This window comes from Flavobacterium sp. ACAM 123 (assembly GCF_000264055.1).
Taxonomy (GTDB): domain Bacteria; phylum Bacteroidota; class Bacteroidia; order Flavobacteriales; family Flavobacteriaceae; genus Flavobacterium.
In genome coordinates this window covers 1-22162 of the sequence record NZ_AJXL01000011.1, presented here as the reverse complement: position 1 = coordinate 22162, position 22162 = coordinate 1, and the positions used below count along the sequence as shown (strand labels likewise).

The 22162-nt window shown below is 34.6% G+C and carries 15 protein-coding genes, 1 tRNA gene and 1 pseudogene; 12 read left to right on the top strand and 5 right to left on the bottom strand.

Translation table 11 applies throughout. The features are described 5' to 3' along the window. Positions 1 to 117: 117 nt before the first annotated feature. Positions 118 to 870 carry a hypothetical protein gene (locus tag A3SG_RS0103215; protein WP_232226265.1) on the top strand — a complete coding sequence of 251 codons (753 nt, stop codon included), beginning with the start codon at positions 118 to 120 and terminating at the stop codon, positions 868 to 870. 339 nt (positions 871 to 1209) lie between these two features. On the opposite strand, the pseudogene A3SG_RS21055 reads toward A3SG_RS0103215, so the two are convergent. Further along, positions 1210 to 1380: pseudogene (locus tag A3SG_RS21055) on the bottom strand (DNA polymerase); the annotation flags it as partial. Between the two features lie 344 nt (positions 1381 to 1724). Between A3SG_RS21055 and A3SG_RS0103210 the strand changes: the two are divergent. The 3 genes from A3SG_RS0103210 to A3SG_RS0103200 are packed head-to-tail and all read left to right on the top strand — an operon-like array spanning position 1725 to position 5593. Further along, positions 1725 to 2027 carry a hypothetical protein gene (locus A3SG_RS0103210; protein WP_016988564.1) on the top strand — a complete coding sequence of 101 codons (303 nt, stop codon included), beginning with the start codon at positions 1725 to 1727 and terminating at the stop codon, positions 2025 to 2027. A gap of 58 nt (positions 2028 to 2085) precedes the next feature. Continuing rightward, the gene (locus A3SG_RS20650) at positions 2086 to 2907 is read left to right on the top strand and encodes a GLPGLI family protein (RefSeq protein ID WP_016988563.1); all 822 of its coding nucleotides are present in this window, start codon (positions 2086 to 2088) and stop codon (positions 2905 to 2907) included. 22 nt (positions 2908 to 2929) lie between these two features. After that, positions 2930 to 5593: a hypothetical protein gene (locus A3SG_RS0103200; protein WP_016988562.1), complete on the top strand. Its 2664-nt coding sequence runs from the start codon at positions 2930 to 2932 to the stop codon at positions 5591 to 5593. An 86-nt stretch (positions 5594 to 5679) separates the two neighbouring features. Here A3SG_RS0103200 and polA read toward each other — a convergent pair whose 3' ends face one another. After that, a complete protein-coding gene (gene polA / locus A3SG_RS18980; RefSeq protein WP_016988561.1) occupies positions 5680 to 8520 on the bottom strand; it encodes a DNA polymerase I in 2841 nt (946 codons plus the stop codon). A 442-nt stretch (positions 8521 to 8962) separates the two neighbouring features. On the opposite strand from polA, the gene A3SG_RS0103180 reads away from it, so the two are divergent. Next, positions 8963 to 10198, top strand: coding sequence for a metallophosphoesterase (locus A3SG_RS0103180; RefSeq protein ID WP_016988559.1), 1236 nt, complete (start codon positions 8963 to 8965; stop codon positions 10196 to 10198). 77 nt (positions 10199 to 10275) lie between these two features. After that, positions 10276 to 10572, top strand: a complete 297-nt coding sequence (locus A3SG_RS0103175) for a thioredoxin family protein (RefSeq protein WP_016988558.1) — start codon at positions 10276 to 10278, stop codon at positions 10570 to 10572. 19 nt (positions 10573 to 10591) lie between these two features. Here A3SG_RS0103175 and A3SG_RS0103170 read toward each other — a convergent pair whose 3' ends face one another. Together A3SG_RS0103170 and A3SG_RS0103165 are read right to left on the bottom strand one after the other, a co-directional pair. Further along, entirely contained in the window at positions 10592 to 11242 is a 651-nt protein-coding gene (locus tag A3SG_RS0103170) for a polysaccharide deacetylase family protein (RefSeq protein ID WP_016988557.1), read from the bottom strand. Positions 11243 to 11334: 92 nt separating this feature from the next. Then, the gene (locus A3SG_RS0103165; RefSeq protein ID WP_016988556.1) at positions 11335 to 14646 is read right to left on the bottom strand and encodes a DUF2723 domain-containing protein; all 3312 of its coding nucleotides are present in this window, start codon (positions 14644 to 14646) and stop codon (positions 11335 to 11337) included. Positions 14647 to 14883: 237 nt separating this feature from the next. On the opposite strand from A3SG_RS0103165, the gene A3SG_RS0103160 reads away from it, so the two are divergent. Next, a tRNA-Gln gene (locus A3SG_RS0103160) sits at positions 14884 to 14954 on the top strand. A gap of 116 nt (positions 14955 to 15070) precedes the next feature. Here A3SG_RS0103160 and A3SG_RS0103155 read toward each other — a convergent pair. After that, positions 15071 to 15895 (bottom strand): universal stress protein, encoded by an 825-nt coding sequence (locus tag A3SG_RS0103155; protein ID WP_016988555.1) that lies wholly within the window; start codon positions 15893 to 15895, stop codon positions 15071 to 15073. Between the two features lie 174 nt (positions 15896 to 16069). Between A3SG_RS0103155 and rimP the strand changes: the two genes are divergently transcribed. The 5 genes from rimP to A3SG_RS0103130 are packed head-to-tail and all read left to right on the top strand — an operon-like array spanning position 16070 to position 22108. Then, positions 16070 to 16534: a ribosome assembly cofactor RimP gene (rimP, locus tag A3SG_RS0103150; protein ID WP_016988554.1), complete on the top strand. Its 465-nt coding sequence runs from the start codon at positions 16070 to 16072 to the stop codon at positions 16532 to 16534. A 13-nt stretch (positions 16535 to 16547) separates the two neighbouring features. Continuing rightward, positions 16548 to 17795 (top strand): transcription termination factor NusA, encoded by a 1248-nt coding sequence (nusA, locus tag A3SG_RS0103145; protein ID WP_016988553.1) that lies wholly within the window; start codon positions 16548 to 16550, stop codon positions 17793 to 17795. A 48-nt stretch (positions 17796 to 17843) separates the two neighbouring features. Continuing rightward, on the top strand, positions 17844 to 20759 hold the full coding sequence (gene infB / locus A3SG_RS0103140) for a translation initiation factor IF-2 (RefSeq protein WP_016988552.1): 2916 nt from the start codon (positions 17844 to 17846) through the stop codon (positions 20757 to 20759). Between the two features lie 36 nt (positions 20760 to 20795). After that, a complete protein-coding gene (locus A3SG_RS0103135; protein WP_016988551.1) occupies positions 20796 to 21623 on the top strand; it encodes an RHS repeat-associated core domain-containing protein in 828 nt (275 codons plus the stop codon). Further along, positions 21623 to 22108: a hypothetical protein gene (locus tag A3SG_RS0103130; RefSeq protein WP_016988550.1), complete on the top strand. Its 486-nt coding sequence runs from the start codon at positions 21623 to 21625 to the stop codon at positions 22106 to 22108. Before A3SG_RS0103135 ends, A3SG_RS0103130 begins: the two co-directional genes overlap by 1 nt. The last annotated feature ends 54 nt before the right edge of the window (positions 22109 to 22162 follow it).

The window sequence follows — 22162 nt, the reverse complement described above, 5'->3', positions numbered from 1 at the left end:
CTTGCGAGGATGTTTATCTATGATAATGTTGACGGGGCGGAACAAATAAACCAAAAATATGTTCCTCAAGTTTTCGTCCTTAATGGCAGAGAGTCTGCAAGTCGAATTAATTGCCATATGAAAAATTTTAAATTTTATCCCATTTTTATTGCTACATTGAGCTTTTGTTTAGTTCAATGTTCGTCAGATAATTACAAAAAAGATGAAGTAATATCTAGTAAATATCAGTTAGAGGAATTTGTTAAAAAAACAAATCTTACCCCATATGTTGCAAATTTTGCGGTTTATGATTTATCAGTAGAAAAAATTAGTGTGAATAGTTTTAAAGTAACAACTTCGAATTACGATTTATCTACTGTTAACAAATATTTAAAAAGCTACTATTATATTGATGTGGTGCAAGACGGAGTTGTTCTTAAAACAACTATTGATAACGTTACTTATAAATTTTTAAAAAATGATATACGTGATGAAACTTTCTTTCAAATCGATGATGAGAAATTTCTAATTAATGAAGATTTTTTTACAAAAATGAGCACTGATAATACATTAGTTTTTAGTAATTTAGTATCTGTATATATTGAACTGTATGACATTGATGCAAAGCGTTTTAATTCTGATGTCACTAAGAAAGTTGCAGCCTCAATAGCTAATAAAACCGCTAGTGGATGTTTGAAATTTGAGTCAGGTGTTGGATTAACTGGTAGTGGATCAAAACTAAGAGCCTCAATGGACACCCAAGAGTATATTAGCGATGGGAATTCAGATTGTATTATAGTGGGTTCGGATACGTCTTGTGTTGTTGATAGCCATGTATGCATTACAACGGTAACGATGTCATGCTCAACTTCTTGCAGTTGGTGGAATTAATTAACTTTAAATTTATTGATTATGATTGAGATGTTTTTTGTTTGTCTAGTGGTTTTTTATCTGGTCTTTTGGGTTTACACTTTGTTTAAGGTAATACAGAATCAGTCTTTATCTTCTACGTCCAAATTAATTATAGTTTTATTACTTGTCTTTTTGCAGCCATTAGGTTTGGTAATATTTTGGACTGATACGTTTTTTAGATATAGAAAACAGACCTTAAATTAAGGTAGAGTTCATAATATCTATCCTTATGGTTAAATTAAAAAATCCATCAGTTTTTTTGTCTGATGGATTTTCAATTTTAAGTCAATCTTTTTTGAAAAGTGATATGCTAGCTCATTAATGCGTCTCCAACCAGTTTTTCCCCATACCTAGATCTACAACTAGCGGAACTTCGAGCTTAAAAGCATTTTCCATCTCGTGCTTAATCATCGGTTGAATTTTCTCTAACTCGCTATTATGAACATCAATAACAAGTTCATCATGAACCTGAAGTAGTATTTTTGATTTTCAGTTAACTACTCTTTTTACTTGTTAAAATATTGTTAAAAAAGTTTATTTGTAAGTTAAATCGTTTTTTTTTTGTTTAAATTTGAAATGATCAGTAGCTGTTACTCAGTTAGTCAACCTGATATTGAACAAATATTAGCTTTAAAATAGTCGCGAATATTAAAAGCTAACCTTGCAAGGATGTTTATCTATGATAATGTTGACGGGGCGGAACAAATAAGCCAAAAATATGTTCCTCAAGTTTTCGTCCTTAATGGCAGAGAGTCTGCAAGTCGAATCTATTTATTCTAACCAAAAAATTAAATAAAATAGAAAATGTATTTTTTTGTCTTACCTTTATTTGCATGAGTTTTTTCTCATTTGCAAAACCAGTTAAACAAACACTAGTAGTTACTCAAAAAGTAGATAAAACAGAGCTTTTTAACAATGGAGCTTTAAATGAAGATAATTCTACAGATGTTAAATATGTGTTCGCAGATGCGACTTGTCATGCAGATGTATACTATTACGGCAAATTAGTGAAAACGCTTCGTGCAGTTGGATCCGGAGACAGCTCTTTTGATGCACAACTAGATTGTCTTGCTGCGGCAAATCGAATGGCTCAAGAGTATATTAGGATGATGGATAAATATTTATCTGAAAACTAATTTATATAATAATTTAATAACAAAGAGGCTTTTTCTTAAGCCTCTTAATTTTTAGTTTATGAAAAAGAAATTTATAGGTTTATTTTTTTTCTTGTTTTTAATTCCCTGCTGGGCGCAGCAAGACTCTATACAAATGATTGCTGTACAGTACAATTATGTGGTTAGGGGGAACGCAACAAAACAAGTTACGTTTAAAGCAGATTATGATATGATTGTTGTACCGGACCACCAAGTTTCTATATATGATGAGAAGGTTGAAAATGAAAATTTGAAAGAGAGGCCAACCAATGATGGAATTATTAATTGGAAGCCCAAAGGGAGAAATCTTGAAACAGTTTATAAAAATTATGGTACAAATGAAATGTTTTTAAAGGATATTATCGATATGCGTTTTTTTGTCCAAAAAGATTCGTTAAATATATTCAATTGGGACATAAAGGAACAGACTAAGATTATTTTAGGTTATTCCTGTCAACTGGCAATTACATCATTTAGAGGAAGATCTTATGAGGCTTGGTTTACTGCAGTACTGCCAGATGCAGGGCCATGGAAATTTGGGAACTTACCGGGGTTGATATTAGCAGTAAAATCCTCGGACGAATATGTAAGTTGGGAGGCAGTAGGAATGAGTGTAAAAAATGTTTCCTCGGAATTTAAAATGCCTGAAAATCCTTTTCAATTGGATAAATTCCTTACTTGGTCTGAGTTTAAGGCTTTATACAAACAAAAAGCGATAGCGGCCAGTAAATATGCAACAGAAAAGGGTCCTGGTTTCTCGATTATTACTCCTAGAATGCAAATACAACGTTATATTGAAGATAATGATACTGATTATACTGCTGACAAAGAGTTTGAAAAGGAAGAAAATTCAAAAAAATAACGCGCATCATTTATAATTAAATATGAAATTTATTTTTTTCTGCGTATTATTTTGTCTCTGTTCAAAATTTTATTCCCAAAATATTAGCGGTACTATTTCAGATAACAACAATCATAGAATAGCCAATGCTACCCTATTATTCAAAGAAGCTACAAATTTAAATTCTATAAAAGAGTTTAATATGAGTCGCAACGGAATATTTTCATTTTCATTAAAGAAAGAGTATCAAAGCTTAGTTATAGAGGTTAGATCAAATGGATATACCACTCAAAGTATTTCATTAGAAAAGCCTATCCCTGCAAAATCGTACGTTTTTAATCTTGTTTTGGAGAAGAATAAAAATATAGTACTAAAAGAGGTTGTGATTGTAGCCAAGAAAAAACCATTTGAAGTTGTAGAGGACACGGTAAAGTACAACGTAGGCGCTTACAGCAATGGAACTGAGCGCAAAATTGAAGAGATTATAAAAAAACTCCCCGGTATTGAGGTAGACAGTAAATCAGGGCAAATAAAATACAAAGGTAAATCCGTTGAAACGGTTACTCTTGAAGGCGATAATCTATTTGGGTCTAATTACACACTAGGGACAAAGAATATCAATGTTGATATGGTGGACCAAGTGCAAGCCGTTGATAATTACAGCGAAAATCCTTTATTAAAAGGAATAGAGCAAGATGGTAAAGTATCCTTGAATTTAAAACTCAAAAAAGGAAAGGTCAGTTTTTCTGGCGATCTAAGTTACGGTGGAGGTCTGTTTGAGGGAGGAAAGGCAGTTCATCAAGATAATGTGACTGTTTTAGGTATTACTAAAAAGTTTAAATCTTTTGGGACTTTAAATTACAATAACATTGGAGTCAATAGTTCTCCATTTGATTATGTCGGATTTAATCTCAATGCAGAGGATTTGAAGGAAAGCAATGTTACCGGTAAAAAAATAATATCAGAAAGTCAATTTTCGAATGTTTTAGGTACAACGCGCACCAATGTAAACAATCAGTTATTTGGAAATTACAGTAGTATTTTTAAAATTGGAAAAAAATGGAGCGTTAAAACAAATTTGTATTATTTACAGGATAAAATATTTGCTAACAATTATTTTGAAAACCAATATCAAATCAATAATCAAAATTTTAGTACTAGCGATAATACGTTGATTACCAAAAGGCCAAAGCAGTATAGAGCAGATGTAGAGCTGAAGTACACCATGTCAAAAACTTCCTTACTGGAATATAATTTTAGAATTAAAGATGAACGTATAGGAACGCCTACGCAAATACTTCAAAATAATGCGAATAAGTATTCCTCATTTTTAGATTCTAGAGACCTACTGTATAGGCAAAATTTATTATGGACTAAAAAAATTTCGGATAAGAAAGTAGTACAAATGAATCTTTTTCATTCGTCTAATAACCTACCACAAAAATTATCAATTAGTCCTTCTTTATTTGATGGTGCTGCCAGGAATGATGTGCAAGAAAGCGCTTTCAAGAAAAACTATCTGGAAGTGAGTGCGAAATTACTTGGTGCAGTAAATAAAAATAAATATAATTTTAAAATTGGTGCCCTACTGGATTCTAATCCATTTAGATCAAACTTGTACAGCCAGGACAATGGCGGTAGTATTGCAGCTTCAATCAGTGACAATAATTTTGATTACACTAAAAAAGCAGTTTATCAAAATGGAGAATATAATTTTAGAATAGGGAAATTTAGTTTGTCTCCTTCCTATAGTTTGCAATTTCAGTCTCAAAATGTAGATAATCATGTTGAGAACAAAAAAATTGTTCAAGAGAATTTTATATTTGAACCAAGGCTGAACGCACTGTATCGATTTTCTAATATTTCATTTCTGAATGCAAATGCTAGTTATTCTCAAAATAGCAACGGTGAGCAGTTCTTTTTTACAAATCAAATTCTAATCAATAACAGGTCTAGTATTAGTAATCGTCCCTCTTCAAACTTACAAAAAAGTCAAAACTGGGGTTTATATTATAACATTAATGATCTTTTCAACCAGTTTGAACTTAGTGCAGGACTTAATTATAGGCTAAACAAAGGGAGTTTTTTTTCTAATTCGACCATAACTCAAAATGCTATACAAGTGGAATATTTCTTTCTTCCGCAGGCAAATAAACAGTTAGGAGCTGATTTTATGGTAGCTAAATATATTTCTTTTCTAGAATCGACTTTTAAACTAAAATCCAATTTTACTTCGTCTACCTACAGCAACATCGTTAATGATTCTGAATTACGAACTAATAGGAGTCAGTTTTTTCAAACGCAATTCTTGTGGAAAACTGCATTTGATCTACCCATTAATTTTGAAAACGAATACAGTTGGCGGTATTCCAATTCTAAAAGTCAGGGTTTACCACAAACATTCGCAAATAGTGCGATGCAAGAGGAGTTTAGAATTATAGTTAAGCCGTTAAAAAGATGGAATTATATCCTTTCTGCAGATTATTATATTCCTGATTTTTCAAATAAACACAAAGATTTTTTGTTTCTTGATAGTAGTTTGGAATATGTAGCCAAAAAAAATAAGTGGCGAGCCAGTTTCAAAATGACAAACATTGCCAACGAAAAGAATTTCGAACAAATTCAAACTAACGATTTCTCAACTACTATTTTTAGGAGTAATTTGTTGCCACGGTATTTTCTTGTGAATTGGTCGTGGAATTTTTAAAGTTAGTTAACAAATGTTATGTCAAAAAAAAACATCTAATCGTTCTGTAATGATTAGATGTTTTTACAAGTATAAGTAGGGTAATACTAATGCGCTTCGAGCCAATCTTTACCCATTCCTAATTCTACAGTTAAAGGCACATCAAGTTTAAAGGCATTCTCCATCTCCTGCTTAATCATCGGTTGGATTTTCTCTAATTCGCTGTTATGCACATCAAACACCAATTCATCATGAACCTGCAAAAGCATTTTACTTTTCCAGTTTTCTGAACTTAATTTTTTATGGATGTTGATCATGGCTATCTTGATAATATCAGCAGCACTTCCTTGTATCGGCGCATTTACTGCATTTCTTTCTGCACCGCCACGTACCATTGCGTTTTGAGAATTGATGTCTTTTAAATAGCGACGACGTCCCAGGATTGTTTGTACATAACCGTTTTCGCGAGCAAATTCAATTTGCTCTTGGATGTATGATTTTAATCTTGGATAGGTTTTGTAATAGGCTTCAATCAAATCAGCGCTCTCCTTACGCGACAAATTAGTTTGATTGCTCAGTCCAAAAGCTGAAACCCCATATATAATTCCAAAATTTACCGTTTTAGCATGACTTCTTTGTTCGCGAGTCACTTCCTCTAACGGCACGTCAAATACTTTTGAAGCGGTTGATTTATGAATGTCTTCGTTATTTAAAAAGGCTTTTATCATATTTTCCTCTCCACTCAATGCGGCAATGATGCGCAATTCAATTTGAGAATAATCGGCAGAGATTATAGTATAATCTTCATCGCGGGCAATAAATGCTTTTCTAATTTGTCTTCCTCTTTCTGTACGAATAGGGATATTTTGCAAATTCGGATTGGTAGAACTCAATCGCCCCGTTGCCGCAACAGTCTGCATATAATCGGTGTGAATGCGCTTTGTTACCACGTCTACTTGTAAAGGCAGTGCTTCAACATAGGTGTTTTGAAGTTTTATTAAGGAGCGCCAATCTAATATTGCTGAAACGATTTCGCTGTCTTTTGCTAAATAACTTAGAATTTCTTCGCCGGTAGCATATTGACCCGTCTTCGTTTTCTTTTGTTTGGGTCCTCCCAGTTTTAGTTTTTCAAATAAAATATCTCCCAATTGTTTTGGAGAAGCCAAATTGAATTTTTCGCCTGCAATTTCAAAAATAGTAGCTTCCAGCGTTTTAATGTCTTTGTCTAATTCTTGTGATAGGGACTTCAAAAAGGGAACGTCTAATCGAATTCCCTCTTTCTCCATATCAGCTAATACCTTTACTAAAGGAATCTCAATTTTGTCAAAAAGGCTTTTAGTCCCTGTTTTGTCTAACTCATTCGTAAATATTTCTTTTAACTGGAGTGTTATATCAGCATCTTCAACAGCGTATTCTTTGATTTCTTCTAATTCGACATCGCGCATCGATTTTTGGTTTTTTCCTTTTTTCCCAATTAAGCTTTCAATGGGTTTCGGAGAATATTTCAGGTAGGTCTCTGCTAGGATATCCATATTATGACGCATATCCGGATTGATAAGATAATGTGCGATCATGGTATCGAATAATTTTCCTTCGACAGTAATATCATAGTTGGAAAGTATTTTTAAATCATACTTCAAATTTTGTCCTATTTTCTCAATGTTCTCATTTTCGAAAAACGGCATAAACTTTTCAGCGAGTGCTTTGGCTTCCACCTGATTTTCTGGAAAGGGTACGTAAAATCCTTTTCCCTTTTCATAGGAAAAAGAAATCCCTACTAACTCGGCATGCAAGGCATCTAACCCAGTAGTTTCTGTGTCGAAACAAACAGCGCTTTGTTTCGATAAATTCTGTAACAATAACCTTAGGCCTAAATCTCCTTGAATGATCTGATAAGAGTGTTCGGTATCTTCTAATGTATTGTAATATTGATGATGGGTATCTTCAGAGGTTTCGTCTGAAATTCCACTTCCAAAAAGATCGAACTGATCTTCGCTTTTTTGTTGAACCTTTTTAGGTGAGTCTTCATCATCAGCAGCCACGCTCGCAGTTGCGGTCCCTCCTTTTTTAAATATAGAGTCAAACTGTTCTGCCATTCTTCTAAATTCTAACTCATTAAAAAGCGCATCCGTTTTTTCGATATCCGGCGTTGATAATTCATAATCAATTTCATTGAAAGCAACAGGACAATCAAGTAGAATAGTCGCTAAAGTTTTTGATAAAATCCCTTTCTCTTTGTTGGCTTCGATGTTCTCTTTCATCTTTCCTTTAAGCTTATCTGTATTTGCCAGAAGGTTTTCCATTGATCCATATTCTTTTAGGAATTTCTTTGCAGTAACTTCGCCCACACCAGGCAATCCCGGGATGTTGTCAGCCGCGTCACCCATCATGCCTAGAAAGTCAATCACTTGTTCCGGTCTTTCGATTTGGAATTTTGCTAAAACTTCGGGAACGCCCCATATTTCGATGCCATTACCCATTCGGGCTGGTTTGTACATAAATATATTCTCTGAAACTAATTGTGCAAAATCTTTGTCAGGAGTAACCATAAAGACTTTATAGTTTTCTTTTTCGGCTTGTTTTGCAATAGTTCCTATCAGGTCATCGGCTTCATAACCTGCTACTTCAATTATAGGGATATGCATTGCTTTTAGTAGAGACTGGATGTATGGAACGGCAATTTTTATAGCCTCTGGAGTGGCATCACGATTTGCTTTGTATTCTGGGAATATCTCATTTCTTAATTGGCTCCCGCCTTTGTCAAAAGCGACGGCTAAGTGATCTGGTTTCTCTCTTTTTATGACATCCAGCAAGGAGTTCATGAAGCCCATAATGGCCGAAGTGTCCATTCCTTTAGAATTGATTCTGGGGTTTTTTATAAAGGCATAATATCCGCGAAATATTAAAGCATAAGCATCAAGAAGGAAAAGGCGTTTTTGATTTGACATAATTGTGATTTTGTAAAGATTTCAAAAGTACAAAACTTAAGAGATAAAGAGGGAACTGAATTTAATATTTATAATAATAGGAATCATAATTGTTGTTTTAAGGGAGGTCACTTATACTACGTTTAGCTATGAATGATTTTGTCTACATGTGGGCTGAACGCTTTAAAAGGGCTGGGGCTAGGGGGCTTGTTTGAGTGAGTCTGCAAATACTACAGCTATCTATCATGAAATTTATAAGTTTGGGCGGTTTCTGGTGTCGCGTAATTATTTTGCATAATAGATGGTTTTCGACACAAATAAAGGCAGCGACTCAGTTATGATGCCTTTTTCTATTTTAAAAAGCGTGACAGTAAAAAATTTGCTGATTTTTTAGTTAAATTTTGATTAATAACTACAGATAGTGTTTTCTTAATTTGTTATTTTGTCGACAAAAATAATTACAATGATTTTTCGTGTCCTGTTTTTAAGTTTTATCCTTATTATCGTCGAACTTTATGTATTTCAAGCATTGAGAACATTAATAAAGGTAAAATGGGTTTTAGTCTCTTATCAGATTATTAGTGTGCTGGTTTTTATATTTATTGTTTATTCTTTTATGCAATTTGACCGTTCTGTGGGGCAAACGAAACAGACGCTCTTCACAATGGGTTTAGTGCTTCTAGTTTATGTTCCTAAAATGGTATTGACTCTGGTATTACTGGGAGAAGATGTATTTAGAATAGGTGCTGGTTCAATAAATTATTTTGTAGATGATGATGATAATGCAACCTTTTTTGCCTCGAGAAGAAAATTCGTTAGCCAGGTAGGATTAGGATTAGCAGCAATTCCATTTATGTCTTTGATTTATGGAATAACCATTGGTAAGTACAATTATAAAGTGATAAAGCAACGCATCTTTTTTCCGGATTTACCGGACGCCTTTGACGGTTTTACTATTACACAAATATCAGACGTGCACAGTGGTAGTTTTGATAATCCAGAAAAGATTAATTATGCCATCGATTTAGTAAACGAGCAAAACTCAGATATGATTTTGTTTACCGGTGATATTGTCAATACAGATGCTAAGGAAATGCATCCTTGGATAGAGACGTTCAATAGAATCAAGAAACACGAGTACGGAAAGTATTCTGTTCTGGGGAACCACGATTACGGAGAGTACGTCACTTGGCCTACAGAGCAGGATAAAGCAGATAATTTTCAAGCTATAAAAAATCTGTATGGAGAAATTGATTTCAAACTCTTATTGAATGAGCATACGTATATAGAAAAAGGAGGCCACAAAATTGCTTTAATAGGAGTAGAAAATTGGGGTCAAAATTTTAAAAAGGCTGGCGATATTAACAAGGCTTCCGAAGGGGTGAATCAAGAGGATTTTAAAATCTTGATGAGTCACGACCCAAGCCATTGGGATTATGAAATTAAAAACCACGATAAGAATTTTCATTTAACATTTTCTGGACATACGCATGGGATGCAATTTGGAATTGAAATTCCGGGTTATTTTAAATGGAGTTTGGCGCAATACGTATATTCACAATGGGCTGGTTTATACGAAAACTTAGGAAGATATGTTTATGTAAATAGAGGATTTGGATTTCATGCTTACCCAGGTAGAGTTGGGATTATGCCTGAAATTACAGTCATTGAACTAAAAAAAGGCAAGAATGTAGCATGATTAGTTAAAAATAGCTACATTTGTAAACTAGCTGTCTTTTTTTTTAAGTAGATTTAAAAATTAAATTCGTTGGTTTTATGTCAAAATTTGGAGAACTTATAAGTGCACAAGTGCCTGTGTTGATAGATTTTTACACAGATTGGAATGAGTCATCTGTTTCTATGCATCCCGTAATTAGAGACGTGGCAGCGGCGCTTGGCGATAAAGCTAAGGTCATTAAAATTGATGTCGATAAAAACCAGGAACTAGCTGATGCCTTAAGAATTAAGGGGCTTCCTACCTTAATGATTTATAAAGGCGGGCAAATGATCTGGAGACAATCAGGTGAGCTGGATGCGAATACTCTCATAGGTATCGTACAAGAGCAGCTGTAACAATTTATGATTTATGGTTTCATTCTATAACTTCACATTTGAAGCCGTTTTTATCTACATAATCCAATACTTTTGGCAGGGCGTATTTTAGGTTTTTGAATGCTTTCGCGCTGTCATGAAATACAATTATACTCCCCGGTTTTATATTTGAAACTACATTTTTCAAACATCTTTCTTCTGTAATTGTTTGATCAAAATCAGCACTAAGAACATCCCACATAATAATCTGGTACCCTTGGCTCTTTAAATTTCTTGCTTGCGTGGGTTTAATTTTCCCATAAGGAGGGCGGAAGATTTTAGAATCAGAATTACTAATTTCATTTTTATACTTTTCAATCGAATTCTCGCAAAGTGAAACATTGGCAGTATAGTCATCGGTTGTAGTTTCCCAGCCGTTTAAATGATTGAAAGTGTGATTTCCTACAGTATGTTTCTTATTTATTAATTTTTCGAAAAGGGAAGGGTATGCTTCGATATTTTTCCCGATGCAAAAAAAAGTGGCTTTGGCGTTGTGCCGTTCTAACTGTTCCAAAACCCATTCTGTAATTTCAGGAGTAGGGCCATCGTCAAATGTCAGGTATACTTTATTTTCCGTATTTGGGAAGTCCCATACATATCGAGAGAATAGCTTCTTTATTAGTGAATGTGTTTTAATCCAGTAAAAGCTCATTTTGGTAGTTGTTTCTATAAAAATTAAAAAAAAATGCAGCAAAAAATATAGTATTTTGCTGCTATTTTTTAAAAGATATTTAGGGTGTTTCTTTATTCTTTTTCTCTTCCGAAACGTTCGAACATTTCAATGTAGGTATTAAATACAGTTCTGTTTTTAGTATAAAACTTCAAATCTCCGTTTTCTTTCATCACTTGCAGTAAGCTTCGGTAGCGTTCAAGGTCTGTGATAATATCAACAGCTAAATTAGATTGTTCTGATGACTTTAAGTGGCTGTAGTAAGTAAGATTGTCTTTGTATTTTGCCATCAATTTCTCTAAGAGTTGTCGTGCTTTGGCTTTTTCACCCACTTGGTAGTATCCTTTTGTAAAAGGCTCTACTAAAGAATAGTAGCCAAATTTGTCTAATGGCATTTTTGTCATAGCCAATTCAATAATCGTTTTTGCCTTCTCAAACTTTCTTTCAACAATCAATTGATCCATTAATCGAGCAAGATTTGTTCTGTACGTTATGCTTTCGCGTCTTGTTTCAACATCGTGGTATATTTTGTCGCTGTCGCTATTGCCCCAGTCCCATTTCATGACATTGGTGTACATTTTCTCAGAATCGATTTGTCCCATGTCTAATGGGCTGCCATTTTTAGGAATTGTAGTTTTTACTGGAACTAATTTATAGACCATTCCATCAAGCTGGAGGTATTCTTTCATCCATAGGTAGTCTTCGTCATCAAAAGCACCAGGGCTAAAGAAGATGGGTCTTTTCCAGTTGTTATTGGCTACAATGTCCAGCATCATTAGTCGGTTTTTATATAACGCATTCCCTTTAATATCAACATCTATATAAGGCACAATGGAATCATAGTATTTAGGCGAAACGATCTTGTTTTTTATAACAGCATCTTTGTCAACAGGAATTCTAACTTTATTGGTTGGATAAAAATGAATGGTCTGTCCGTTCTGCATACCGACCGTAGATTTTGGATTTTTAATAAAATCCATGAAATCCTTTATTTCCCATCTGCTGTCTGTTTTTGGAATATGTACAACATAGTCTAATTTATCTCCTACATATTGATCATGTGTAAAAGAGATTGGTAATGGTTCGGCTTCATATGTCTTCGTTTTCATCTGGTCGATATACCAATCCGTCATAAAAAGACTGGTATTTACAATCTTTACGTCGGTTCTTACGTGTTCTATTTCTTGTGCATACCATAACGGGAACGTATCGTTGTCGCCTATGGTGAATAGAATGGCATTAGGAGCACAGGAGTTAAGATATGCTTTTGCCATTGCTGTTGCGGTGTACTTCCCGGAACGGTCGTGGTCATCCCAGTTTTGAGCCGCCATAAGTACCGGAGCGGCTAATATGCTCGCTGCAATAATTAGGGGTCCTGCTATTCGTGGCGCTAAATACTTTTGAGCACTTTCATATAGCGCGTAGACCCCAAATCCGATCCAGATTGCAAATACATAAAAAGAACCCACTAAAGCATAATCTCGCTCTCGCGGTTCAAACGGTCTTTCATTCAAGTAAATTTTCAACGCAATACCGGTGAATAAGAATAAAGTCAACAGTACATAAAAACTTTTTCGGTCTTTATTGGCATGATACATCAGTCCTATAAGCCCCAGAAGGAATGGAAGAAAATAATAGGCGTTACGTCCCTTATTGTTTAGTACATCTTCTGGTAAATTGTCTTGGGAACCCAAATGTAATTCGTCTAATAATTTTATTCCGCTCATCCAGTTTCCGTCTTGACTATCGTATCTTCCTTGCACGTCATTTTGACGTCCAACAAAGTTCCACATCAAATACCTTACGTACATGTAGCCAAATTGGTATTCAAACATAAAACTTAAATTGTCTACCGTTGAGGGTTTATCTATGATTAAATAATCACCGTAACTCTTTAAAAATTTTACATAACCGTCATTGTCGATTTGTTTTTGAGCGTAGGCAGTTCTAAATTCAGCTACCGTTTTCCGAATTTCACTCTTTAATTGTCCAATAGCCCTAGCATAGTCTTCTTCGGATAATTTACTGGCGTCAATACCGTATTTGGCTAAATCCTCTTCATAAGGATAGGCAGGATTTAGGTGAAACTCAGGAGCGTTTGTGAAGTTCATGTAATTGGCTATATGATCTGTACTCCACATTCGGGGTAAAATAGTTTTATGATCGTCATCGCTATTTTGAACGGCATTTTTGAAATTATTTACGATTTCATATTTTCCGGTTTTATAGTTTCGTTCGTAGTTAGGCGCTTTGTCAAGATAGGGATTGTCTTTGTCTAAACCGGCAAAAACTTCAGTGTACTGAGGGCCGTAAAACAAAGGGTTAGAACCATATTGTTCTCTATTGTAATAAGCGAGTACCTCGCGCGCATCTGAAGGTTTGTTTTCATTGATGTTTACATTGGCATTAGCACGAACAGGCAACATAGTCCAAGTCGAAAACCCAATTAAAACGAATAGAATACACAGAATTAAGGTGTTGAATGTTACAAGACCCTTGTTGTTAGTGTATTTTAAACCAAAATAAAAGGCAGCACAGAGAAGAATAGTAACTAGAATCGTTCCGGAGTCAAAAGGCATTCCTAATTCATTAACTGTAAAAACTTCTGTGTCGGCAAAGAAAGACATGGTTAAGGGCAGCAGCAATTTGAAAATAAATAATAATATAGAAACAACTGCAACATTGGCAATGATGAAATTCTTGACCGTAACTGTTTTGTAATGCTTAAAAAAGTACAATAACCCGATGGATGGAATAGTTAAAAGAGCCATAAAGTGAACCCCAAATGATAGTCCGATAACCAGTGAAATAATCAATAACCATCGATTTCCTCGGGGTGTGTCCATGTCTTGCTCCCAACGTAAACCCAGCCAGAAAAGCAAGGAAATAAATAAAGAGGCCATCGCATAAACTTCTGCTTCCACGGCGTTGAACCAGAAACTATCAGAATAGGTAAAAGCTAAAGCCCCAACAAAAGAACTACCTAAAATTACGGTAGCGTTGCTTGTGCTTAATTGAACTGCGTTATCCTTTTTTTGATTTGGCTCCGCTATGCGCGAAATTAGTTTCTTTAAAATCATCGAAGAAGACCAAAACAGGAATAATATAGTGAAGGCACTCGATACAACAGAAGTCATATTTACCATTAAGGCAATATGTTCATTATCTGAAGCAAACATGGCGAAAAAGGCACCGATCATTTGAAACAAAGGCGCTCCGGGCGGGTGACCAACTTGAAGTTTTGCAGCGGTGGCGATATATTCTCCACAGTCCCAAAAACTCATCGTGGGTTCAACTGTAAGAGTATAGGTTATTAATGCGATTGCAAATGTAAACCAACCTATAATCGTATTCCATTTATTGAAATTGAATGGCGCCTTATTCATGTATTGAAATTTAGTTATATTTTAAGTTGCAAAGAAAATGTTTTTTTACTTAAGGAGGTAAACATTAGCAAAATTTTCTGTCAAACTAATTTGATCGGTAACAGCTTGGTTTTTAGTAATTTTCAAAATCTATCAGGTGTGGATGGATTTTAGCTAAAATTTTTTTCAATAAAAAGTGAAAAAAAGTTTGCGCAAACTGAATTTTATTATAAATTTGCACTCGCTTAGCAGCAACGATGGTCTATGGTGTAATGGTAACACAACTGTTTTTGGTACAGTCGTTCAAGGTTCGAGTCCTTGTAGACCAACAAAGGCCTCTCAATTTGAGAGGCTTTTTTTATGGAGTAATTTTAAAGTATAATTAATTGGATTGGTTCTTTTTTTATTAGGCTTTTTTAAACGAGTTGGATTATGGAGTATCTGTTTAGATCTTAAATGTTATTACTGGTTTTGCGGCATGGTTTACCAAGTCCTCACTAACACTTCCTGTGAAGAAATGTGCTAAACCGGTTCTTCCATGGGTGCATAACCCTATCAAATTTGCATTTATGGAATTCGAAAAGTTAAGGATTCCCTTTTCAATATTTACGTCGTTATAAATGTGCTTGGAATAGTTGGTAATTTTAAAATCAGCGACGAAATCAGTCATTATTTTTTCTGAAAGGGCAGTTGACTTGAAGCTATTAGGGGTGCAAATCATCACTAATGTCAATTTGGCGTCAAATATTTTACTAAATTCCATCATTTTTTCGAAAGGCTTTTTTGTTTCTTGCGAAAAATCGGATGCGAAAACAAAATTAGTCCCTTTCAGCTCAGTAGTATCTTTTTTAATAACTAAAACCGGGATTTCTGATAGCCGAACTACTTTTTCGGTATTAGAGCCAACTAAGACCTCTTCAAGTCCGGAAATTCCATGGGATCCTATGACAATTAGGTCAATCTCATTTTTGCTGCTAAAGGATAAGATTCCGTCGAATGCTTTTTCAAACTCCACGTATTCAGTGACTTGGATTCCTTTTAGATAATCTTGATCTTTAAGTTTTTGAAGTGTTTCTTTAGATTTTTTAATAAATAACATCACTTCTGGAATGCCTGGAGCTAAGGTTATAGCGTCATTCATTTGGTTTGGAATTTCCAACATATGAAGTAGTATTATTTCGGAATGGCTTTTTTTTGCAATTTGTGCTGCAATTCTCAATGCGTTTTCTGCATGGGCCGAAAAGTCGGTTGGAACTAAAATTCGTTTCATAATTAAAGGGTAAAATTATGAGAAAAATCGTCATTTTTCCTCTTGTATAAAGATAAGAAATATTTTAACAGCATTCAATCAATTCGATTTATAAAAAAAACACTATATTTGCACCGTTATTTATTAAAAACTAGATGATGAGGCACGCATTGCGTGCCTCTTTTTATAAAAAATATGACATTTAAAGAAAAAGTAAATTTATTGTTGACCGAAGCTCTTGTAGAAAAGCCATCGCTTTTTTTAATAGACCTTACCATCACTGATGCTTTTAAAGTTATTATAACTTTAGATGACGATAATGGTGTGGCGTTGCAGGACTGTATCGATATTAGTCGCGCGATAGATGCCAGTTTAGATAGAGAAGAGCAGGATTATTCGATGGAAGTAGCCTCAGCAGGGGTTTCATCGCCATTAAAGAAAATCAGACAATACAAGAAAAATATAGGTAGAACCTTGATTGTGAAAACTAATACAGAAAATATTGAAGCGGAATTAGTGGAAGCTAATGATGATTTTGTAATTTTGTCGTGGAAAGCAAGAGAGCCTAAAAAGATAGGTAAAGGGAAAGAGACCGTTCAAAAGACGGTACAGATCCCTTACACAGAGATAAACGAAGCAATTGTTACAGTAACATTTTAATTAAAGGATTCGCATGGAAAATTTAGCACTAATCGATTCATTCTCAGAGTTTAAAGATGATAAACTCATTGATCGTGTAACGCTTATGGCAATTTTGGAAGATGTATTTAGAAATGCATTGAAGAAAAAATACGGTTCAGATGACAATTTCGATATTATTATAAATCCTGATAAAGGAGATATGGAAATCTGGAGACGAAGAGTTATTGTTGCGGACGAAGATTTAGATTTTGAAAACGAAGAAATAACTTTAACAGAAGCAAGAAAAATCGAACCTGATTTTGAAATCGGGGAAGATGTTTCTGAGGAAGTAAAGTTAATAGATTTGGGTAGAAGAGCGATTTTGGCTTTGCGTCAGAATTTAATTTCTAAAATTCACGAACATGACAACACAAATCTTTATAAACAATTTAAAGATATAATCGGTGAAATTTACACAGCCGAAGTACATCATGTAAGACCTAGAGTTGTTATCTTAGTTGATGATGAAGGGAATGAAATTATTTTACCAAAAGAAAAACAAATACCTACTGACTTTTTCCGTAAAGGAGATAATGTTCGTGGAATTATTGAAAGCGTTGAATTAAAAGGGAACAAACCTCAAATTATTATGTCTAGAACCGCTGATGTGTTTTTAGAAAAATTGTTTGAACAAGAAATTCCTGAAGTATTTGATGGATTGATAATGGTTAAAAACGTGGTAAGAATACCAGGTGAAAAAGCGAAGGTAGCTGTGGACTCTTATGATGATAGAATTGATCCTGTAGGAGCCTGTGTGGGAATGAAAGGATCGCGTATTCATGGAATTGTACGTGAATTAGGAAATGAAAATATAGATGTTATTAATTACACAAGTAACATTCAATTATACATTACAAGAGCACTAAGCCCTGCAAAAGTATCGTCAATCAAAATCAATGAGGAAACTAAAAGAGCAGAAGTGTTTTTAAAATTAGAAGAGGTTTCGAAAGCAATTGGAAGAGGAGGTCACAATATTAAATTAGCTGGTCTATTAACAGGGTATGAGCTTGATGTTATTAGAGAAGGTGATATTGCTACCGGTGAGGATGATGATGTGGAGTTGACTGAATTTTCAGACGAAATCGAAAGCTGGGTTATTGAAGAGTTTGCGAAAATTGGTTTAGATACCGCAAAAAGTATTCTAAAACAAGACGTCGAGGATTTAGTAAGAAGAACTGACCTAGAGGAGGAAACGATTCTAGATGTAATGAGAATATTGAAAGAAGAATTTGATAGTTAATCTATGCTTCTAACAACACAACAAAAAAGGTAATAATAAAAAGGTTTTATGTCTGAAGAGAGAATTATTAGAATAAACAAAGTTTTAAGGGAATTGAATATTTCTTTGGAAAGAGCTGTGGATTATCTAAAAGATAAAGGGATCGCTATTGAAGCAAATCCAAACACAAAGATTTCTGATGATGTATACAATGTCTTGTGCGGTCAATTTGCAGGTGACAGAGGTAAAAAAGAGGCTTCAAAAGAAGTAGGAGAAGAGAAAAGGAAAGAGAAAGAGGCTTTACGTATTGAGAGAGAGAAAGAAGTTGAGGAGAAACGTAAGCACGATGAAGAGATTCTTAAAAAACAGCAAGAAGTTGTAAAAGCGAGAGCTGTTATAGCGGGACCTATTCAAGTAGGGAAAATTGATCTTAATCCGAAGAAAACTGCTGCTGCTGCTGCAGCGCCAGTTGCGCCAAGTCCAGTTGTACCAATTGTTGTAGCCGAAAAAACGGAAGTGCCCAAAGCTAAAACTTCGACAGAAAAACCGGTTGTAAAAGAAAAGGTTGGGGAAAAAATTGTCGCTGACAAGAAAGAGGTGAAAGCCGTTGTCGAAACAAAAGAACCCTCAAAAGAGCCTATAAAGATAGTGGTGAATGAGCCTGTAAAGGAAGCAGTTAAGGAAGATAAAAAAGTAGTTGTTTCGGAAGAGAAAGTGGCTACCAAAATGGAGGAAGCTGCTGCCGAGGAAGCGATTGCGACTCAATATCAGAAACTATCTGGGACCAAATTGACAGGACAAACTATTGATTTGTCTCAGTTCAATAAACCGAAAAAGAAGAAAGAAGAGCCTAAAATCACTCCAAACAAGCCTGGAGCTGCTGGAGCGGCTAATAAAAATAAACGCAAAAGAATAGCCCCTAAACCGGGCACACCTCGGCCTCCTGGAGTCCCTGGTGCACCAAATCCTAATAAGATTACGCCAAATGTTGGTGGTGGTGGTTTTAATGCTAATAGGAGTTCAAGGCCCGGATTCGTGAGAGGAAACAGACCTGCAATTGTAGCAAAAGTTGAGCCTACGGAAGAAGAGGTTAAAAATCAAATTCGTGAAACTTTAGAAAAACTTCAAGGTAAAAAAGGAGGTAAATCCAAAGCGGCTAAGTACAGAAGAGACAAAAGAGATACGCATCGTCAGAAATCTGATGATGAGCAAAGAGCTTTAGACGAAGGAAGTAAAACCATTAAGGTAACAGAGTTCGTAACTGTTGGTGAAATTGCCATTATGATGGATGTGCCAATTACTAAGGTCATCGGTACTTGTATGTCTCTCGGAATCATGGTTACCATGAATCAGCGTCTTGATGCAGAAACATTGACTATCGTTGCGGATGAATTTGGCTATGAAGTTGAATTTATTACTGTAGATATTGAAGACTCAATAGCTGTTGTTGAAGACAGAGAAGAAGATTTAGTATTCAGAGCTCCGATCGTTACTGTAATGGGTCACGTAGATCACGGTAAAACGTCTTTATTGGATTATGTTCGTAAAGAAAATGTTATCGCTGGTGAATCAGGGGGTATTACGCAGCACATAGGTGCATACGGAGTAACTTTAGATAATGGACAAAAAATTGCTTTCTTAGATACACCGGGTCACGAGGCGTTTACTGCCATGCGTGCACGTGGTGCTCAAGTGACAGATATTGCTATTATTGTGATTGCAGCGGATGATGATATCATGCCACAGACTAAAGAAGCGATTAGTCATGCTCAAGCAGCTGGTGTGCCGATTATATTTGCTATCAATAAGATAGACAAGCCCAATTCAAATCCTGAGAAAATCAAGGAGAAATTAGCGGGTATGAATTTACTTGTAGAAGACTGGGGTGGTAAATTTCAATCTCATGATATCTCTGCAAAAATAGGTACAGGCGTAAAAGAATTATTGGAAAAAGTTTTATTAGAAGCGGAAGTTTTAGATTTAAAATCGAATCCGAATAAGGAAGCGCAAGGGACAGTAGTAGAAGCCTTTTTAGATAAAGGTAAAGGATATGTTTCAACTATATTAGTACAACATGGTACTCTTAAAGTGGGGGATTATATGTTAGCTGGTAAGCATCATGGTAAAATTAAAGCCATGCATGACGAGAGAGGTAATACGGTTACTGTAGCAGGTCCTTCAACCCCGGTGTCTGTATTAGGTCTTGACGGTGCGGCAACAGCAGGTGATAAGTTTAACGTTTTCGAAGACGAAAAAGAAGCAAAACAAATTGCGTCCAAACGTTCTCAATTGATGCGTGAACAATCTGTTCGTACACAACGCCATATTACATTAGATGAAATAGGACGTAGAATTGCATTGGGTCAGTTTAAAGAACTGAATGTGATTCTTAAAGGAGATGTTGATGGGTCTGTTGAGGCGCTATCTGATTCATTCTCTAAATTATCTACTGAAGAAATTCAAATTAATATTATACATAAAGGTGTTGGAGCGATTACTGAAACTGACGTTATGTTGGCTTCAGCTTCAGACGCAATCATCATAGGATTTAACGTCCGTCCTGCAGGTAATGCAAGACAGTTAGCTGATAAAGAAGAAATCGATATCCGTTACTACTCTATTATCTATGCAGCAATAGATGACTTGAAAGATGCAATGGAAGGAATGCTTGCTCCAGAGATGAAGGAAGAAGTTCTGGGTACTGCTGAAATCAGAGAGATATTTAAAATCTCTAAAGTAGGATCTATCGCTGGTTGTATGGTGATGGATGGTAAAATATCGAGGAATGCTAAAATCAGAATTATTCGTGACGGTGTTGTAGTTCATGCAGGTGAGCTTAGTGCTTTGAAACGATTTAAGGATGATGTTAAAGAAGTAGCTAAAGGATATGATTGTGGTATCCAAATCAAAGGATACAATGACATTGAAGAAAGAGATGTCATTGAAGCTTATCATGAAGTAGCAATCAAGAAAAAATTGAAATAGGATTTTAATTTATTTCTAGAATTTAAAAATCCCGATTTGTCGGGATTTTTTTTGTCATATATTTACAAGTATAAGTACAACGGTAAAGAGCTGCAGGATGAGTTGGGACTGAATGTTTACGACTATGGGGCTAGAACTTATATGCCTGATTTAGGTCGTTGGATGCATATTGACCCGTTGGCGGAGAAGTTCCCAAGCCAATCTCCCTACGTTTTTACAGATAATAATCCTATCAACTTGATTGATCCCGATGGCAGGGCTGCAGTACCCCCAGATGACCACTTTGATAGTTCAGGAAAGTTTCTATATACTGATTTTAGAAAAACAAATAACATTGTTATACATTCAGGAACATTTAATTTTTCACAATTGAATGATGAAGTTCAATTGAAAGATTTTACATTTAATAAATCTAACTATTCAACTTTGTCAAATATAGCAGGGCATTACTCAAAAGATGCAGGAGTAAATTTAGGTAAAGTACATAATGGTGAAATTTCGGTATCGGATGCAATTATTACTGGTCATAAAGGAGGTCAACCCGAGGGATATATTGAAAACTATAATGATGGAGTCTATAGTGCTACTGATATATATGGTAGTTCAACAATTATGAACACAAAAGGATCGACAGTAACTGTTAATCTAAATAATGGAAAAGTAGATCCGTTGTTGAATGATGTTAATAGTTTTACAGCAACATTAGATCACGAAGGTGGTCCAATAGGTCATTTAGTAAATCCTGAAAAAAAACACACAACTATTTATAAAGATGAAATAAAGAAATATTCTGAAAAAGCCACTCCTGAATTTAAAAAGCATATATCGGATAATTTGGAATATTACAAAAAAAGAGAGGAATAATGATAAATAAAAAAATAACTATTATTGCAGTAATTTCTTTATTAGTTTTTCAAAAATGTACTTTTCTAGATTCTAATAAGAATATTAAAATCGTAAGTCAAGAGCTGATATATGATTCTTTATACAAGAAACCTAGCGTTTTTAATGTAAATCTTTATACAACATTAGAGTTTAAAAGAAATGCCATAACTAGAGAAGAATACAATAACTTTTTTGTCATAATTAGCAAAGATACTTTTCCGTTAATTCCTGATATCAATATTAAAGAAAAGAAAAGTAATAATAATGAGATCAAGATTAAATACACTTCACTAATTAATTTTAAATCCAAAAATTATGAAAATGACTCTTTGTCTAAAATCATTATTAAAGATTGTAAAGTAATTAATATCAGAGGTCAAGAAATACCTAAAAAGGATACTTATGATTTTAAATCATTAATTAAATTTCATAAAATAAAAGAAGATAGATTAAAATATGAATGAAATTTTAAAACTGAGCTCCTTAAGGTCTTCTGATTTTAAAGTAGTACACAACAA

What these genes read in the sequence shown, in the direction of transcription:
- A3SG_RS0103215 (WP_232226265.1), top strand. Translation starts at nt 118, where the DNA reads ATGAAAAATTTTAAATTTTATCCCATTTTTATTGCTACATTGAGCTTT.
- A3SG_RS0103210 (WP_016988564.1), top strand. Translation starts at nt 1,725, where the DNA reads ATGAGTTTTTTCTCATTTGCAAAACCAGTTAAACAAACACTAGTAGTT.
- A3SG_RS20650 (WP_016988563.1), top strand. Translation starts at nt 2,086, where the DNA reads ATGAAAAAGAAATTTATAGGTTTATTTTTTTTCTTGTTTTTAATTCCC.
- A3SG_RS0103200 (WP_016988562.1), top strand. Translation starts at nt 2,930, where the DNA reads ATGAAATTTATTTTTTTCTGCGTATTATTTTGTCTCTGTTCAAAATTT.
- polA (WP_016988561.1), bottom strand. Translation starts at nt 8,520, where the DNA reads ATGTCAAATCAAAAACGCCTTTTCCTTCTTGATGCTTATGCTTTAATA.
- A3SG_RS0103180 (WP_016988559.1), top strand. Translation starts at nt 8,963, where the DNA reads ATGATTTTTCGTGTCCTGTTTTTAAGTTTTATCCTTATTATCGTCGAA.
- A3SG_RS0103175 (WP_016988558.1), top strand. Translation starts at nt 10,276, where the DNA reads ATGTCAAAATTTGGAGAACTTATAAGTGCACAAGTGCCTGTGTTGATA.
- A3SG_RS0103170 (WP_016988557.1), bottom strand. Translation starts at nt 11,242, where the DNA reads ATGAGCTTTTACTGGATTAAAACACATTCACTAATAAAGAAGCTATTC.
- A3SG_RS0103165 (WP_016988556.1), bottom strand. Translation starts at nt 14,646, where the DNA reads ATGAATAAGGCGCCATTCAATTTCAATAAATGGAATACGATTATAGGT.
- A3SG_RS0103155 (WP_016988555.1), bottom strand. Translation starts at nt 15,895, where the DNA reads ATGAAACGAATTTTAGTTCCAACCGACTTTTCGGCCCATGCAGAAAAC.
- rimP (WP_016988554.1), top strand. Translation starts at nt 16,070, where the DNA reads ATGACATTTAAAGAAAAAGTAAATTTATTGTTGACCGAAGCTCTTGTA.
- nusA (WP_016988553.1), top strand. Translation starts at nt 16,548, where the DNA reads ATGGAAAATTTAGCACTAATCGATTCATTCTCAGAGTTTAAAGATGAT.
- infB (WP_016988552.1), top strand. Translation starts at nt 17,844, where the DNA reads ATGTCTGAAGAGAGAATTATTAGAATAAACAAAGTTTTAAGGGAATTG.
- A3SG_RS0103130 (WP_016988550.1), top strand. Translation starts at nt 21,623, where the DNA reads ATGATAAATAAAAAAATAACTATTATTGCAGTAATTTCTTTATTAGTT.